We start from the raw sequence: 17,050 nt of genomic DNA, 5'->3' as shown, positions 1-17,050 counted from the left end.
CGTAGATGGCAATTGTTTACCTCGTCACAATCCCAAACGTCCCCTGCGCCTTGTCGATGAGACCAAAGAAACGCACCAAATCTATCTTGCTGCCATCCACCTTCAAGTCATCACTGAACATCGTATCCTTGACACCCGCTGTCCCCGCCATCATCTTGATGAAGATGGGTTTGGTCAGTGTCAGCGTGGCGTTTGCATCTTTTACGGGCTCAGCTTTCTTGTGATGCAGTACCGCGTTTTCTATCCATAGGACGTAAGACTCTTTGGTGTCGGTCAGTACCAGGTTGAGCTTGTAGTCTTTACCTTCAGCATCGGGGCCGTTCAGGCCGGCGGCCATGGCTTCGAGGAAGCGTTCTATCGGGGTTTGGCTCAGCATGTCTATCATGGCGGCGCGGTTGACGCCTTTGGCGGGTGGGCCGTTGCGTAGTTCGTTGGCGGCGGTGAGGTAGCTGTTGCGCCAGGTGGATGCTTCTGCTGCGTAGCCCATTTGTTCGTAGGTGCGTGCCAGCAGTTCTTTGGCGTTTTTGTTGTTGCTGTCGGCAAAGACGACGTGGTTTAGCAGCTCGGCTGTCCAGCGGTATTCTCCCTTGTCGAACGATCTTTGTGCAGCGGCGATGGCGTTGTCTGCGCCGCCGAGCAACTCGACATAGTGTTTGGCATATTCTTGCGGTGGCAGGCGGTTCAGGTTGGCGGGGTTGCCATCGTATGCACCTATGTAGAACTGATACACGGCTTTGACATTGTGGCGCAGGTCGCCGTAGTAGCCGCGTGCGCCGAAATAGTTTTCCAGTGATTTGGGTAGTTTGATCTTGTCGGCGATTTCGTAAGGTGTGTAGCCGGCATTGATGAGGCGCACAGTCTGGTCATGGGTGTATTTATAGACATCGCGTTGCTTGCTGATAAATTCTGCAATGCGTGGCTTGCCCCAGATGGGCCAGTTGTGCTGGCCAAAATAGACATCGGCATCGGCACTTTGTGCGAGGGCCTGTTCGAGGTAGCTGCTCCAGCGTTGTGCATCGCGTGCCTTGGCACCGCGCACGGGCAAGAGATTGTGCATGGTTTGCGCGAGTATCTCGGCACCGGCATAGGCTTTTTTATCAGGGATGCTGAAGGTGAGTTCTGACGGTGCTTCTGCACCTGGCACGTTGTGGAAGACAAAATTCACACCGTCCAGCGTCAACTCTTGCGTTTCTTTGGTGACGAGCTGGTTAGGTGCCAGCACGCCTACGCTGCCGTAGGCGACCGCTTTGCCGAGACCGGTATCGACCAGGCCCTTGGGTGAGCGTTCGAGGTCTTTGCCAAACTGGTAGCCAGAGCGCCTGGCCATGGCGGTGCCGACGAGAATGTTTTCGCTGGTGGCTTCTTCCATGAAACCATCAGGGGCGATGACGGGGATTTTTTTGCTTGCCACTTGTTCTGGCGTGATGACGCCAAGTGCGCCGCCAAAATGGTCGGCATGGCTGTGGGTGAAGACGATGGCAGTCACTGTTTTGTCACCCAGGTGTTTGCGGGCAAAGGCAAGGGCGGCACTGGCGCTTTCTTTGGAGGTCAGCGGGTCAACGATAATCCAGCCTGTCTTGCCTTCGATGATGCTCATATTGGCGATATCAAAACCGCGCAACTGGTAAATGCCATCAGTGACTTTGAACAGGCCAATTTGGGCATTGAGTTTGGCATGCCGCCACAGGCTGGGGTTGACAGTGGCGGGGGCTGCGCCATCAATGAATTTCCAGGCATCGAAATCGATGAGCACGTCACCTGCGGGGCCGAGGATTTTGCCTTCTGGTTTGGCGATCAGGCCGCGCCTGGCATCTTCAAAGTCTTGCTGGTCATCCAGCGCCAGGCCTTGTGCCATGTCGGCATTGGCTTTGACGGTAGTGGCCGTGGCGTCGCCCATGGGTACGTTGCTGGCCTTTTGTCCGCAAGCGCTGAGGATGAGGCTACAAGCGAGGCCGCTAATGAGCCGGGCGGCGAGAGGTGTTAACTTCAAGTGATGCATGACAGCCTCCATTATTTATTTTATGGAAGAGCGTAGGGCAGCGGGTTATAGTTGTCCAATGCATTCTTAAGCTAAAATTAATGCGCTGCATGCATGGAGGTGTTTAAATGATAATGCCATGCTCAAGCACGCATGTGTCTATGTTTTTATGCTGTCTTATTCAGGTCAATCTCATGGAACATAATGGAACTTAAGCGACTCAAGCATGTAGTTGCCCTGGCAGATGAAAAGAATTTTGCCCGCGCTGCCAAGCGTGTGCATCTGTCGCAATCAGCCCTCAGCCGTAGTATACAGGCGGCCGAGGCTGAGTTGCAGGTGCAACTGTTTGACCGTGGCACGACCGAGGTGTTGCCCACCCCGGCAGGCAGCTTTTTTATAGACAGGGCACGCAAGCTGGTGTTTGACAGCAATTGCCTGCAAAGGGATATTGAGCTATACCGCAGCAAGCAGATAGGTGAGCTGGCGATAGGCGTGGGGCCATTTCCTGCGGCGACCTTGCTGCCCATGCTGATGCCAGAATTGCGGCAGAATTTTGCCAGCGTCAGCTTGCGGGTAGAAGTCAATAACTGGGAATACCTGGCCCAGCATCTGCGGGCAGAAGAACTGGATTTTTTTGTGGCAGATACGCGTGACCTGCCGCCGGACCAGGAGCTGGATATTGATTTGCTGGCGCGCCAGCATGGCGGTTTTTTTGTGCGCGCCGGGCACCCGTTATTAAGCAAGGCAGAAAGGCTGCCTGCGGATATCCTCGATTATGGCCTGGCATCTGTGCGTTTGCCGCAAGCGATACGTAAGGCCTTGGCGCAATTGCTGGGTTTGCCAGCGGGTGCCGCCTTGCCAATTGCGCTTGAGTGCGATGATGTGCTGACGCTGAAGCGCGCGGCCCTGGAGTCTGACACCATACTGGCGGCCATCAATGCTGCGGTGGCAGATGAAATCCAGCGTGGCCTGATGTTGCCGCTGGTGATTGCGGGTATCCCGAATATGCATTCCGAGGTGGGCATAGTGTCGCTGCGCGGGCGTAGCCATTCGCCAGTGGCGCAGTTTGTCATAGGCAGGTTCAAGGAATTGGCTGAATTGCATGCGCGACAGTAGTGGACTTACGCAAAACCGCCACAGCTGCGTTGCAGCTCCCGCATTTAGCAAATTTGGTACTAAAGTACTGTCTTCGTCGCCGACGGAACTAACCTCTCTTGCCAGACAGGTTTCCTAAAGCGATAGCCTTGCTGGGACAATTTTGCGTAAGTCCTAACATATACAGAGACAGGCTGGGCGTTAAAGTCCAAAACTCGCTAGAATCTTGCTTTCAGATAATTCACCGGAGCCAGCCTTGCATCGCAGTCACCACCACAGTGCCATTCTCGCCAGCATACCCGGCATACAATATGGCTTTGGTAATGCCAGGGACTTTGTGCCAGCCAGCCTCAGCGGGCACTGGGATACCGTGCCCAACAAGCTGCAGGTACATGGTACCCGCGTGGTGGAAGTGATAGAGCAATCCCAGCAGTGCGGTGATGCCGATGCTTTTTTCACCCGCCTGCCCGGTATACCTGTGACTGTGATCACTGCTGATTGCGTACCTGTCTTGCTGGCCAGGCGAGACGGCAAAATGATCGCCGCTGCGCACGCAGGCTGGCGTGGCATCGTCGGCGGAGTGGTGCAAACCTTGTGGCAGGAACTGGCCGCACAGGGCGAGCAACCGAAAGACTGGGTGGCTGCCATAGGCGCGCATATAGGCCCATGCTGCTTTGAAGTCAGCGAAGAACTGGCGGCGGATTTTGTACGGCAGTTTCCTGATCTAGATGCCACAGCGATCAACCCGCGTTACCGTCATGTAGATCTGAATGTATTGGCCAGGCGCGCCTTGCAGCAAATCGGTATCGACGATATTGATCATGCCGCGCCTTGCACCATGTGCAGCAAGACCGCAGAAGGCAAATATGTTTATCGCAGTTATCGCCGTGGTGACCGAAATTCTTTTCAGCATTCAGGGCTGGTGATTTTGCCTTGATCTGATTTCTCAACCTTGTCTTGCGCGTGTTGGCTCAGGTAGCCAAGAAAATTGCTGGCAATGGGGGACAGGCGTTTGCCTTGCAGGTGGACGATATACCAGTTCGACATGATGGGAAAATCCTGGACGTCAAGAACGGTCAGGTTTTGATCTGTCAAATGATCGCCTAGCGCATGGCGTGACAGGATGGTCAACCCCATGTCGGCAGCAACCGCTTGTTTGATCGCCTCGTTGCTACCGAGTTCCAGTCTGACCAGGGGTGTGAACTTATTTTCGCTAAAGTAGTGTTCGCATGCCAGCCTGGTGCCAGAGCCCCGCTCACGCAGGATAAAGCGCTCATTTAATAACTGGGCAAATTGCAGCCGTTTTTTCCCCGCCAGAGGATGCTGCAAGGGTGCAACCACGACCAGCGGATTTGGCAAGAATATTTGTTTGACAACGTCAATGTCCCTGGGAGGAGTGGACATGATATAGATATCGTCCAAGTTGTTTCTCAGGCGGTCGACAACGCCGTCACGGTTTTGCACTTCGAGCGCGATATCAATTTCCGGGAATTCCCTGCAAAAATCACCCAGCATGCGCGGGATAAAGTATTTTGCGGTGCTGACCACGGCCACGCGCAGGCTGCCCTCGGTTAATCCTTTCATAGCTGCGATTTGCTGCTCAAAGCTGCCCCATTCATGCGCCAGGTTGCGGGCGGTGCGCGCTAATTCTTCGCCTGCCTTGGTCAGGTAGAGTTTTTTGCCTATCACTTCATACAGGGGGATTCCTATGGTGTCTGTCATTTCTTTCAGTTGCATGGACACCGTGGGTTGTGTCACATGACAGGCGCGTGCAACAGCACTGATGCTGCGTAGCTCTGCCAGGCGTATGAAGATCTGCAATTGTCTAAAGGTAATATTCATAGGTTTTTATCTATGATTGGATTCAATAAAATTGATTTTACCTTATGATGACCTGCGCTTACCATGCCTGCCATCGATATACTTAAGGCAGATATGCAGAGCTTACTTGACCCCGCCATCCTCTTTTTTATTTTTGGCATCCTGGCTGGTTTGATGAAATCAAATCTGGAGATTCCTTCTCAGATTGCCAAATTCCTCTCCTTATATTTACTCATGGCCCTGGGGCTGAAGGGTGGTTTTGCGCTGGCGCATTCTGGGCTTAACCTGCAACTGGTAACGAGCCTGGGCTGCGCGGTTGCATTGGCGCTGATCGTTCCCGCATTGTCTTATCTGGCCTTGAAGCGAATTCTGCCAGCCCTTGACGCCGTTGCTGTGGCGGCGACTTATGGTTCTGTCAGTGCCGTCACTTTTATTACGGCGGTGCAGTACATGGATACCCATGCTTTACATTACGGTGGACACATGGCGGCTGCGATGGCGCTGATGGAGTCGCCAGCGATACTGTTCGCCGTGATCGTGGCAAATGCAGTGCGCAAGCGCCATGCGAATGTCGATGTTGCTAACGCTGTGGCTGGCGCTGTTGCTCAAGATAAGGCTGGAACTTTACCCACACTGGGCAAGATACTGCACGAGTCCTTGACGGATGGTGCACAGTTGCTGTTGTTGGGTGCCATGCTGGTAGGCATACTTTCCGGTGAGGCAGGCAAGGTATCGATGCAGCCATTTTCTGGCGACCTGTTCAAAGGCATGCTGGCGTTTTTTCTGCTTGATATGGGCTTAAAGGTTGCACGCAACCTGGGACAATTGCGTGGGAAGTCGCCCTTGCTGATTGCCTATTCCTTGCTGGCGCCGCTGGCCCATGCCGGAATTGCGCTGATCCTTGCGGCCCTGTTCGGCTTGCCTGCAGGGGATGCTGCGCTGTTGATGGTCCTTGCTGCCAGTGCCTCCTATATTGCAGTACCGGCGGTTTTGCGCTTTGCTATTCCTGAAGCCTCACCTGCACTGTATTTGGGCATGTCACTGGGATTGACCTTCCCATTCAATATTTTGCTTGGTATTCCTTTGTACATGACAATCGCTCATCGTGTATTGATTTGAAACTGCCTCACCTGATTTGCCTAAAAAGCATACAATCTTGCATGCCTGATTGGACTTGTTCAACTTTAGCGGACTCAGCATGAGCAAACATAACCTGAATATTAATGGTCAATTGCAGGCCGTAGATGTCGCCCCCGATACACCCTTATTATGGGCACTGCGCGACAGCCTGAACCTGGTTGGTACCAAGTATGGCTGTGGTGTAGGGCAATGCGGCGCTTGTACTGTACAAATCAATGGCGTACCTACCCGTTCCTGCATGGTGCCAGTATCTGCTCTTGGCAAGCAAAAAGTTACCACCATAGAAGGTCTGGATGCCAAGGCCATGCACCCGCTGCAAACCGCGTGGCAAGAGCTGGACGTGCCGCAATGCGGCTATTGCCAGGCTGGTCAGATCATGTCGGCTGCCGCCTTGCTGAAAGACAAGCCCCATCCTACTGATGCTGATATCGATGCGGCCATGGGCGGCAACCTGTGCCGCTGCGCGACCTATATACGCATACGGGCAGGCATACACAGGGCGGCAGAACTGGCTAATGGCAAGAGTGGCAAGAGTGGCAAGAAGAAGGTGGCGAAATGAATAAGCAGATAAACAGCGCAGTGCCCGCAGAAGTTAGCTCACCGGCCCGCCGTGACTTTTTGCGCATGTCGGCATTGACTGGCGGTGGCCTGATATTGGCTTACCTGGGGGCTGGCGACAGTGCGCTGGCGCAGATCAGCAAACCCGCGGCATTGCCATCAGCCGACTTTGTCCCGCATGCCCTGATACGCATAGGCAGTGACGGTACGGTGACCCTGGTATCCAAACAACCAGAGATAGGGCAGGGCATCAAGACTTCGCTGCCCATGGTGATAGCCGAAGAGCTGGAAGTGAACTGGAAAGATGTGCGCATTATCCAGGGTGATCTTAATCCCGCCTATGGCAGCCAGGGCGCTGGTGGTTCAACTTCCACGCCGACGAATTACAATGAATTCCACAGGCTGGGTGCTACTGCACGCACCATGCTGGTCAGTGCTGCTGCGCAAACCTGGAACGTGCCGGTCTCTGAATGCCATGCGGCGGACAGCACCGTGCACCATGCTGCCAGCGAGCGCAAACTGACGTACGCGGCACTGGCCGCTAAAGCTGCTACATTGCCCGTGCCAGATGCCAAGGATGTCAAACTCAAAGACCCGGCGCAATTCAAATTGCTGGGCACGCGCATAGGCGGGGTTGATAATCCCGCCATCGTGACCGGCAAACCGCTGTTTGGCATAGATGTGAAATTACCTGGCATGCTGTACGCAGTCTATGAAAAATGTCCTGTCTTTGGTGGCAAGGTCGTTAGTGCCAATCTCGATCATATCAAGGCACAGCCTGGCATTAAGGATGCTTTTGTCATTGAGGGCACGGACAATCTGCGTGGCCTCATGCCCGGCATTGCCATTATCGCTGAGACTACTTGGGCAGCCTTCAGCGCCCGCAAGCTGCTGGAAGTGAAGTGGGACGAAGGCAAGGGCGCAACTGAGAGCTGGTCCGGCTTTGCTGAACAAGCCAAAAAACTGTCAACACAGCCAGGCACCGCCACTTTGCGCAAGGATGGTGATGTTGCTGCAGCCATGGGTAAAGCCGCCAAAACGGTGGAAGCTGCCTACACCTACGCCTTCATCTCGCATGCGAGTATGGAACCACAAAATTGCACGGCTGCGTATAACGCGCAAGACAGCAGCCTTGAGATATGGGCTCCAACCCAATTGCCAGAATCTGGTCAGGCGCTGGTGGCTGATGTGCTCGCCATGCCCAAGGAAAAAATCAAGCTGCACATCACTCGCAGCGGTGGTGGCTTTGGCCGCCGCCTGAGTTCTGATTTTATCGTCGAAGCCGCCGCGATTGCCAAACGCGTTAATGCGCCAGTCAAGCTGACCTGGTCACGCGAAGATGATATGCGCCATGATCATTTCCGCGCAGGCGGCTTTCACTTCTTGCGCGGTGCGGTGGATGACAAGGGCAAGCTCACCGCCTGGCACAATCACTTCGTCAGTTTTGGCAATAAAGTCATGCGGGATGGCAAGCCGCAATTGCAGGCGGGCAGCGGTGCTGGTTTATCGGGGGATGAATTCCCTGGCCGCTGGCTCGACAATTGTCTGTTGGAACAGACACTGATGGAGTGCAATATCCCCATGGGCCCATGGCGTGCGCCGGGAAGCAATGTGTTTGCCTGGGTCTTCCATAGTTTTATTGATGAGCTGGCGCATGCAGCAGGGCGTGACCCTGTGCAGTTCCGCCTCGATATCCTGGGTGATAAAGATATCGTGCCAGGCACAGGGGAGCGTGGCCAGCCTTATCATGTGGGCCGCATGAAGCGTGTCTTGCAAGAAGTGGCGGCCAAGGCAGGCTGGGGTAAAAAGAAATTCCCGCGCGGGCAGGGGCAGGGCATTGCCTTCCATTTCAGCCATCGCGGCTATATTGCCGAGGTGGCCGAGGTTACCGTCAGCAAACAGGGTGAGCTCAAGGTCGACAGGGTGGTCGTGGTGACCGATATAGGTTCGCAGATCGTCAATCTCAGCGGTGCCGAGCATCAGGTATATGGCTCAGTGCTGGATGGTATCAGTACCCTGATGTACCCTGAGCTCGATATTCAGCGTGGCCGTGTCGTGCAGGGTAATTTCAATGAATATCCCCTGCTGCGCATCAAGGACAGTTATACCAAGATTGAAGCACATTTCCTGAAAACGGATTTTCCTGTGACGGGTTTGGGCGAGCCAGCCTTCCCGCCAGTGGCACCGGCGGTGTGTAATGCGATTTTTGCAGCGACGGGCAAGCGCGTCAGGCAGTTGCCTTTGACGCATACGGATTTGAGCTGGAGTTGATGGGGTAAAATTGTTGGGCGGCTTCGTAGGTTGGCGAGCGTTGTAGGTTGGGCTACGCTTCACCAGCCCAACACTCGGCGCTTGAATAACGTATTCGTGTGTTGAAGCCCAGTGTTGGGCTGGTAAGGCGTAGCCCAACCTACCTGTACCTCAACTCTCCATCCCATACCGCAACTTCAACTGCCTCGAAATCCGCTTCATCAACAAAGTCAGCGGATAACAAAAGCAAAAGAAGAACAAACAGGCATACAAATAAATAGGCAGCATCAAAGCTGTATTCCCTGTCGCATTGATGACGGTATTGCAGCGGCTGACGAGTTCGCTGACGCCGATGATGGATGCGGTACTCGACGCCATGACGATGATGAGGGCATAGCTGGTCCAACTGGGGATGAACAGAAAGGCGGCATGATGATTGCCTTTCTTCCATTCATCCATGGCGATGGTCAGGTTGTCACTGGTGAAGCCGATGACGGCAATCGCCAATGCCAGCGCTGCCTTGATCCACACCGGGAAGCTGATGATGGTCTTGAAATAAGGCAGCAATATCTCGGATGGCAGCATGAAGGCCAGGTAAAACTGGAACACGATAGTGGGTATGCTGCGCGAAAACTCAGTCGCCACCAGGCTGACTTTGACGCGACGCGGATGGCTTGATAGACGCAAGGATGCCAGCAACCAGCCTATGCCTGTCCCTATGACCATGGCGACGATGGATATCCAGATATTCAGGGCAAATCCACCGAGTAAATACGGTGTCCAGGTCAGCAGATGCTGGAAGATTTCTGTGGTTTCCATCATGCGACTCTCGCCAGGATTTTTTGTTCAAGCTGGCGTATGACACGTACGACGGCAAAGATGATCAATAAGAAGGTCAAGAGCAGGGCATTCATCATGACGCCGACATTGCCGCGTTCATTAATGATGGAAGTGGTGGCTGACAACAGTTCCGGCACAGCGACTGCAGAAGCCATCATTGTGGCCTTGGAGACGTTGATGAGTGAGGCAGTTACTGACCCGCTGGCGAGCCTGGCGATTTGGGAAGTGTTTGTGAAACGCAGGCGGAATTCACCGTGTTGCAAACGGTAGGCGGTAGCCGCATCAAGCAAAGCCGTCATGACACCCGCACCGGTATACACACTGAGGCAAAACACCACGACGCCAAAGGCAGGCAGCGCTATACCGACGGACTCGCTGAGTATTGCACCCACACCAAACAGCAGCAAATACATGCAGAGCAGCGGCGGCGTCATGCGGCCCACCGTGCCCAACAGAAGTGCCGTTGCTGACAAAAGCCATACCTTTGATTCGGCAAACACCGCGCCCGCCCAGCCCAGCAAGAGGCTGAAAGTGATGCACAAGACCGTCAGAGCCAGCGTCACCAGCAAACCATAACAGAATTGGCTGCGGTCAACGCTGTCATACACCAGGGTCAGGTTGATGCCCGTGGTTTCATTGAGCCACAGGCCAAGTTGTGCCAGGCCGCCTACATCCGTCGATGTCAGGAAAACCTGGTTACGGCATTCTGCCCGCCAGTTGCCATCTGCCATACGGTGGCAAAAGGCGGTATTGTCGTCTTCATTCTGTTGCCAGAGCGCGTGGGTATCTGCCAGGAATTTCGATGGTGCTATGCCCCAGGCTTTTTCCCGCTCCTGCAAAAAGCCGCTGCGATGCCAGTCGGCGACGATATCGCCCAGCATTTTTTCAAATGCCGTTCCTTTTTCATCTTTGCTGATCGCCATCGCCCAGGCAGTGTTGAGAGTCGGCGGTAATGGTGCCTTATAACCCTTCCATTCAGGGTTGGCGAGATCATTGATGACGGCGGTATTGTCGAACAGATAGCCTATGCAACGCCCATCCTTGACGGCCAGTTTGGCATCCCTGGCATTGTTATACATCTGTAATTCCATCAGGTAGCGTTGCTGCATGATGCGGTTGAAGTAGGAGCCTTGTGTTACACACACCGGGTGGCCACGGGTATCTGCCCACTCCTTGATGTTGGCTGTTGGAGGCATGAACAGGGTGACGCCGGACGCATAATAATTCGGTTCTATCATGGTAACGATCCGGCGGCGTTCTGCCGTGTCACCGGTGGTGGCTATCACCAGGTCTATCACACCTTCCTGCAATTTTTGCAGGCGGTTGCTGCCTGTGACGCTGACTTTACGCAATTGCACGCCAAGACGTTTGGCGATGTCGGCAGCCAGGTCATGCTCGAAGCCTTCAGGTACTCCATTGGCGTCAAGCATGCCAAACGGTGGGTAATCGGTTTTGACGCCAACGATGATGGCACCACGTTCGCGTATCAGCGTCAGTCTTTCACTTGCTGTAGGGGGGGACGTTGTCTGCGCCTGAGTTGCAGTCATGAACAGCATCATGAGCAAGAGCAGGGCGCAATAGAATTTTATTTTTCTTGAATACGTCATCATGTTTGAATCATGGTTGAGTCATATTTTACACAGGTACCGCCACCGCACGGATGCCATAACCGAGGGCAGCAGGCAGCAAGGGCAGCAGGGCTTCATCGAGCTTGCCCAAAAGATCGTGCTGGGTAATCATCCATTCTGGCAGCAGGCTTTCTGGCGACAGGGCTGTGATGGCAAAGCCAGCCTCCTGCAATTCTGCACGCAACCCCGCAACTGAATACAGGTGATAAAAAAACTGATGCGCCTGTTTGTCTATGTTGCGGGTGAATAAAATATTACCTGGTTCTTTTTGCGTATCGCGGGCTTTGCCCGTCATGCGCTGCCAGTATGCGGCAAATAGCTCGAAAGGGCGGCGGCGGAAGATGCTGGGTACGCTGAGTACCAGCCTGCCTTCAGGCCGCATCAGGCTGCGCAATTGTCTAAGTGTATCTATCCTGGCGGTATGATCACCGACATGGCTGAGTACGCCAAACATCAGCATGACCATGTCATAGTCGCCCTGCGCATTGAGTTTCTCTGCCTCACCATCGAACAGGCGTATGCGTGCTGCATGTGGGTGATCTTGCAAAAAGCGTGACAGTTCTGCGATAGCCGCATGCGAGATGTCATAGGCGGTCAGTTTGGCATTACTTTGCTCCAGCAGTGGCAGGGCATAGCGGCCATTGCCACAACCAAAATCAAGAATGTCTTTTGCTTCTTTTGCGCCGTTTTCAAACAAGAAATGCAGAGTGCTCTGGTTAGGTTTTGGATAACGCTTTTCGTATTCATGACTGGTGTAATAGCGGTCATACAAATCCGTCATCGCCTCAGTGATGTGATGATTGTCACGGACAGGCGCTGGCAAATCATCTTTCACAGGCATTCTTTCGGTGTGCTGGGGCTGATGCTGTCACCGCATAGCCATTTGTCGCCACTTTTCTTGTTCCAGGTCTTGTGCATGTCATCGAGAAAACGTGATGGCGGGATGGACCAGGATTTCTCTACTTGCTGCAGATAGCCATTCCTGTGCCAGTTGATAATGGTCCTGGACAGATATTTTTCCAGCTCGCCACCGTGCTCTGTTGGCGCAATTGCGATGGACCAGGGTGTAGTGAAGATAGTGGTCATGGGCATGACAAAATCATTGGCCCATTCTGGTGCCCGCAACATGGCAGCGATAGCCGTATCGTCATACACCAGGGCAGCACAGCGGCCATCACGCAGAGCCTGTTTTGACCAGTCATTCGAGTAAAGGGCGACAACGTCAGCACCGTAAGTGACCGTCACGCGGCGATTATAAAAAGCGCCGCGACGGCTGCAAACGCGGCGGTTCTTGAGGTCTGTCCATTCCTTGAAATTCTCGCTCTTGCGGGTCAGCAGGTTGACGCCTGAACTATAGTAATGTGGCAGGATGAGGTTCAATTCTTTTTGCCTCTCCAGTGTGTCAGTCAAAGTGGCAATCAGGATATCGACCTGGCCATATTTGACTGCATCGATACGTTCAGCAGTCAGCACCCCCACCAGTTCAAGTTGCACACCCAGATCGGTGGCGATGCTTTGCGCCAGGTCAGGTTCCATACCTATGATTTTGCCGCTGCTGTCCTGATAGCCCCACAGCAGCACGTCTTTTTTTACGCCGACGATGAGTTTGCCGCGCTGCTTGATTTCTGCCAGGCTGGTCGCTTGTGCAACACAGTTCAGCATTGAAAGTATGCAGCACAAGGCGAGACTAAAGATGGTGGATTTGGATATCATCATGATGCCTGCTGATCTGCTTGTGGTTTATTATCGGCCACACTATTTTTTGCGAAATGAAAATGCAGGGCAACGCAGGTAATATCGTCTGATTGCGGTGCGCCATTAGCATGCAGGTCAACATCGGCAACAGTGCGGTTGACGGCGTCATTGACATCGCTGATCGGGTGGTTTTCAAACAGGGGGGGAAGGCGATCAGGCGTGTATTCTTCATTTTGCGGGTTGAAGGCTTCAGTCACGCCATCGGTATAGATCAGCACATAGTCACCGGCTTGTAACTGTACAGTTTTTTGTGAGAAGGGTATGCCATCCATGATGCCGAGGGCGCTGCCACCCGTCATGGGTAAAAATTCTGTTGTGCCATCCTGATGTATCAGCAGAGGCGGGGGGTGGCCGCCATTGACATAGGTGAGTATGCCTGTGGCAGGATCAAGCACGGCGTAAAAGGTGGTGACGAAAATGCATTCATCATTGTCTTCTGCCAGTATGTCATTGGCAATGGCTATGATTTCGCCAGGCTCGCTGGCATTGCGGGTGGCGGTCGCACGTATCAGGGTTTTTGATACCATGCCGAATAAAGCTGCTGGCACACCTTTGCCGCTGACATCGGCCACGACTATGCCTATCTTGCCATTGCCTAATGAAAAGTGGTCATAGAAGTCACCGCCCACTTCCTTGGCCGAGCGCATGATGCCCCATAGGGAGAATTCTTTTTCATTGGGCCAGTGACGCGGCAAGATCGACAGCTGCATGTTGGCCGCGATATCCAGCTCCTGCCGGATACTGACGAGTTGCAGGCTTTGTTTGAAGGCTTGCGAGATGGTTTCAAACCAGGGTTTCCAGGTGCCGGGTACCACCGGTATAGGGGCAGGGGTGAACTGGCTTTCTTTTGCGATATGTGCCACCAGCTTGGATGCAGGCGAAATGAATTCTCGCGTAGTCACATAATAGGTGACTACCATTAGCAGCGTCAGCCCCAGTATCACCAGTAACATGATGGGGCCACGTTCCCACAAGAGGTTTTTCCAGAGCTGGTTCTTGGGAACGACATACACCAACTGCCACGGTGCGGAGATAAAGGGGTGACGTATCAGCAGGTAATCACCTATTTCGACTGCCTGATTTGCGGGTATGTCAGTCAGGCGATTGCCGTCTGTGAGTATGCCTGCTGGCAGGATTTTTTCCAGCTTTTGCGTGGCTTGTACTTCCATTGCATTGGCATATGCCTCGGGATGGGCGACAACCTCGCCATAGGCATCCACCAAAAAGGCCGTACCGGGTTTGTAGGCAAAGTCAGCATTAATACGATTCAGGTAATCGAGGCTGGTATCAATGGAGACCACGCCACGGAATTTGTCATCATGGTAGATAGGTGCCGCAGTTGGTACCAGCAAACCACTGGCGGTGCCACCGTAGTACACAGGTGCCCAGTATTTTTCGCCAGTAGGGTTTTTCTCTGGCGTACCCATGAGCCAGGCCTGGTTTTGATATACCTTGTCGCTATGCGGACGTTTGGCCGCATCCATCCAGGGATAGGTATTGGAAAAATTGTCCACCGATATGAAACGGCTTTCGCTGGCATTCGGCAAATTAAAGGCAATCGCCTGGAAGACCTGATTCAGGTTCAGGGCCATTTCCACATCCAGGTAAAACTCAGGTGTGCGGCCTTGCAATTTACCCAGGCCGTTCAAATTGCCAGTGGCGTCTTTTTCTGGTGCCTTGTCGAGGTCAAAACTTTGCTTTTCCTGTTCGAGTTTTTTGAATAAGGGGGAATGCCCGGTATCGGTTTCTGCTTTGTTGAAAGCAGGCGGAGCGCTATCGTAAAAATTGGCTGCCGAGATCCGCATTGCTTCGAGGTTGTCGAGCGATGAGCGTAAGATGAATTCTACAAATTGCCCATGCCTGTCTACATGGCCTTGTATGACCTTGACTTCTTCGGTATGTTTTTGCCGTATCTGGAACAGGAAGAATCCCATGGTGAGCACGACGATAGCGATATAGGTGAAGCCGACCAGCCGGTTATAGTTGCGAAAGAAGTTAATATTGTTGTTTTCATTGTTATTGCTGACTGGCGGCGTAGTGCTGAGCATTTTCTGGTCCGGTGTCTGGGTTTCTTTGGTCTGTTTTCTGAAAAATGATCAGGACGGGATGCGCTTGCAAAAACGCACTTCATTGATGTCGCCGTCACGGCGGTAAACAAAGCTGTCAGCCATCTTCCTGACAAAATGCACACCCAGGCCACCGATATCACGTTCATCGACATCAAGTGTGGTATCAGGCTCGGCGATAGCGAAGGGATCAAAGGCATGCGCACTGTCGCGGATGATGACTTCAACGCAATTCTCTATCGTTAGAACGGTGACTTCAATTTCACCACTGGCATCATCGCCATAACCATGGATGACGACATTGGTCAGCAATTCATCAAGCATGAGGACGATGCTGTTGGCGGTGCGTGGAGGTATGCCATGGCGCTCAGCCCAGCCACGCAGGGCTTCGGTCAGCGCTTCAATTTCAGCGATCAGCCCGGGGATGATGTGATGGAACCTGGCTTTGCCCGGTGCCGCTTCTTCAATCGACATCTATGCCTCCTCAACGATAGTGAGTCTGTCCACCGGATAGCACACCTGGAGAGGTGAGCAACAGCACAATATCTCAATGTCGCTACACTCTTGGTTTGCATAGTCGAGGATAGTGCTGCCTGCGCATTCTGGTTTTCAGGTTCTTCAATGACTTCTCGCTGCACATGGAGAGAGGCAATATAAAGAAGCTGGACATGCACATGGTTAAAGAATGTTAAATGCTGATTGCTGTAAAAAAACCATTCTATAAAAATCAGTAAAGCCAAATGTCTGAAGAATTTCTGCTCGATAGACAGCTTTCAATAAGTTAGGATGTACGCAAAACCACCCAGCTACGTTGCAGCGCCTCTTCCAGGCACCGCGTACTAAAGTACGGTCTTCGTCGCTGACGGTGTAATCGGTATGTCAGGCAACATGTTGCCTGCCGACGTAACGGACTTCCCTGACAAGGGAAGTTTCCTTCAGTAATAGCCTTGCTGGGACAATGTTGCTTAAGCCCAGTAGTTGGTGTCACCTGACTGGACTATTATTCCCGCGCTGGAATTTTTTGTCGATGCGTTTCTAACGCAAATTAACAGATTTTCCGTGTTTTCTTCACAATTTATTTTATCCATCAATAAGTGTTGTTTGCCCGCATTCATATTGCGGTCTGGTTCTCAGATAGGTTAAACTTTTTACATCGTCTCAGCCGGAAAAAAAACAATGAATGCTCAGTGGTTTTTTCCTACCCCTTATTGTCTGTTCGTGCGTTTGTCTGTGCGCCGCGAACGCTATGTGCAGTTCAAAGAGCTGGCTGGCAAGGTCGCTTTCGCGTACCAGCAGCACAGCCGCCGCATGCGCTGGATGGCCTATGCCACCGTTGCCGGCCCCGCCAATTATGTCTATATCATGCTGCCGCTGGATGAGTTGGGCGACATGGACCGCATGCCTTCACTGGACCAGGTTTTGCATGATGTGTATGGGGCCGACAGCACACCCTTGCTGGAAAAATTCCAGGAATGCGTGTTGCAGATGGAAAGCTTTGTGCTGAACCGTGTCAATGACGGCATAGACCCGATAGAGCGCGAAACCCCACCCCCTTATCTGTATTACCTGAACCTGCAAGCTCAGCCAGGCCGGATGGGGCAACTCATGCAAAATCTGCAGCAATTGGGCGTTGCCACTGCTGGCAGCCCCTTGTTCTGCTTCGCAACCTTTGCCGGGCCAGTCAGGCTGCATGCTTTTACCATGGGTAATACCATAGCTGAACTCGGTGAGGTTGCTACGCTGGAAAGACGGGTCGTGCAACACTATGGTTCTGACGAGGGGCACAAGGTTATCGCCCAGATACATGACACGCTGGTCGATATCGACGCCTCGATATTGCGCTATATAGGCCATCTGGATTGAGATGAGCATGCATACCAGGGATTTCATTTTGATGTTGGGCTTGGATGCAGATTACT

The 17,050-nt window shown here is 53.0% G+C and carries 14 protein-coding genes; 6 read left to right on the top strand and 8 right to left on the bottom strand.

Going from position 1 to position 17,050, the window contains the following annotated elements; all coding sequences use genetic code 11:
* Window positions 1–16 precede the first annotated feature (16 nt).
* Complete coding sequence (locus ACO0LG_RS19375) at window positions 17–1,999, bottom strand: alkyl/aryl-sulfatase (protein WP_423029192.1); 1,983 nt, start codon at window positions 1,997–1,999, stop codon at window positions 17–19.
* A 183-nt stretch (window positions 2,000–2,182) separates the two neighbouring features.
* Here ACO0LG_RS19375 and ACO0LG_RS19370 point away from each other — a divergent pair, with 183 nt between their 5' ends.
* Window positions 2,183–3,094: a LysR family transcriptional regulator gene (locus ACO0LG_RS19370; RefSeq protein WP_423029191.1), complete on the top strand. Its 912-nt coding sequence runs from the start codon at window positions 2,183–2,185 to the stop codon at window positions 3,092–3,094.
* 235 nt (window positions 3,095–3,329) lie between these two features.
* On the top strand, window positions 3,330–4,010 hold the full coding sequence (pgeF, locus tag ACO0LG_RS19365; protein WP_423029190.1) for a peptidoglycan editing factor PgeF: 681 nt from the start codon (window positions 3,330–3,332) through the stop codon (window positions 4,008–4,010).
* On the opposite strand, the gene ACO0LG_RS19360 is transcribed toward pgeF, so the two are convergent.
* Window positions 3,980–4,915 carry a LysR family transcriptional regulator gene (locus tag ACO0LG_RS19360; protein ID WP_423029189.1) on the bottom strand — a complete coding sequence of 312 codons (936 nt, stop codon included), beginning with the start codon at window positions 4,913–4,915 and terminating at the stop codon, window positions 3,980–3,982. The genes pgeF and ACO0LG_RS19360 overlap by 31 nt on opposite strands.
* Window positions 4,916–5,008: 93 nt before the next feature.
* On the opposite strand from ACO0LG_RS19360, the gene ACO0LG_RS19355 reads away from it, so the two are divergent.
* The 3 genes from ACO0LG_RS19355 to ACO0LG_RS19345 all read left to right on the top strand — a co-directional run bounded on the left by ACO0LG_RS19355 (window position 5,009) and on the right by ACO0LG_RS19345 (window position 8,863).
* The gene (locus ACO0LG_RS19355) at window positions 5,009–6,013 is read left to right on the top strand and encodes a sodium-dependent bicarbonate transport family permease (protein ID WP_423029208.1); all 1,005 of its coding nucleotides are present in this window, start codon (window positions 5,009–5,011) and stop codon (window positions 6,011–6,013) included.
* A 79-nt stretch (window positions 6,014–6,092) separates the two neighbouring features.
* Window positions 6,093–6,593, top strand: a complete 501-nt coding sequence (locus tag ACO0LG_RS19350) for a (2Fe-2S)-binding protein (RefSeq protein ID WP_423029188.1) — start codon at window positions 6,093–6,095, stop codon at window positions 6,591–6,593.
* Entirely contained in the window at window positions 6,590–8,863 is a 2,274-nt protein-coding gene (locus ACO0LG_RS19345; RefSeq protein ID WP_423029187.1) for a molybdopterin cofactor-binding domain-containing protein, read from the top strand. Before ACO0LG_RS19350 ends, ACO0LG_RS19345 begins: the two co-directional genes overlap by 4 nt.
* Window positions 8,864–9,013: 150 nt before the next feature.
* Here the strand turns inward: ACO0LG_RS19345 and ACO0LG_RS19340 are convergent, their stop codons facing one another.
* From ACO0LG_RS19340 to ACO0LG_RS19315, 6 genes are read right to left on the bottom strand one after another with little or no spacing between them, the layout of a single operon-like run.
* On the bottom strand, window positions 9,014–9,664 hold the full coding sequence (locus ACO0LG_RS19340; RefSeq protein ID WP_423029186.1) for a polar amino acid ABC transporter permease: 651 nt from the start codon (window positions 9,662–9,664) through the stop codon (window positions 9,014–9,016).
* Entirely contained in the window at window positions 9,661–11,292 is a 1,632-nt protein-coding gene (locus ACO0LG_RS19335; RefSeq protein WP_423029185.1) for a transporter substrate-binding domain-containing protein, read from the bottom strand. Before ACO0LG_RS19335 ends, ACO0LG_RS19340 begins: the two co-directional genes overlap by 4 nt.
* Window positions 11,293–11,317: 25 nt before the next feature.
* Window positions 11,318–12,151, bottom strand: a complete 834-nt coding sequence (locus ACO0LG_RS19330; protein WP_423029184.1) for a class I SAM-dependent methyltransferase — start codon at window positions 12,149–12,151, stop codon at window positions 11,318–11,320.
* Window positions 12,142–13,026 carry a transporter substrate-binding domain-containing protein gene (locus ACO0LG_RS19325; protein ID WP_423029183.1) on the bottom strand — a complete coding sequence of 295 codons (885 nt, stop codon included), beginning with the start codon at window positions 13,024–13,026 and terminating at the stop codon, window positions 12,142–12,144. Before ACO0LG_RS19325 ends, ACO0LG_RS19330 begins: the two co-directional genes overlap by 10 nt.
* Window positions 13,023–15,113, bottom strand: coding sequence for a SpoIIE family protein phosphatase (locus ACO0LG_RS19320; protein ID WP_423029182.1), 2,091 nt, complete (start codon window positions 15,111–15,113; stop codon window positions 13,023–13,025). Before ACO0LG_RS19320 ends, ACO0LG_RS19325 begins: the two co-directional genes overlap by 4 nt.
* A gap of 48 nt (window positions 15,114–15,161) precedes the next feature.
* Window positions 15,162–15,605, bottom strand: a complete 444-nt coding sequence (locus ACO0LG_RS19315) for an ATP-binding protein (RefSeq protein WP_423029181.1) — start codon at window positions 15,603–15,605, stop codon at window positions 15,162–15,164.
* A 702-nt stretch (window positions 15,606–16,307) separates the two neighbouring features.
* Between ACO0LG_RS19315 and ACO0LG_RS19310 the strand changes: the two genes are divergently transcribed.
* Window positions 16,308–16,994: a hypothetical protein gene (locus tag ACO0LG_RS19310; protein ID WP_423029180.1), complete on the top strand. Its 687-nt coding sequence runs from the start codon at window positions 16,308–16,310 to the stop codon at window positions 16,992–16,994.
* Window positions 16,995–17,050 lie beyond the last annotated feature (56 nt).

Source organism: Undibacterium sp. Ji42W, assembly GCF_049340405.1.
Classification (GTDB): Bacteria; Pseudomonadota; Gammaproteobacteria; order Burkholderiales; family Burkholderiaceae_D; genus Undibacterium.
Note: the sequence above shows the minus strand (reverse complement) of the source record. Positions and strands in the feature narration are given on the sequence as shown.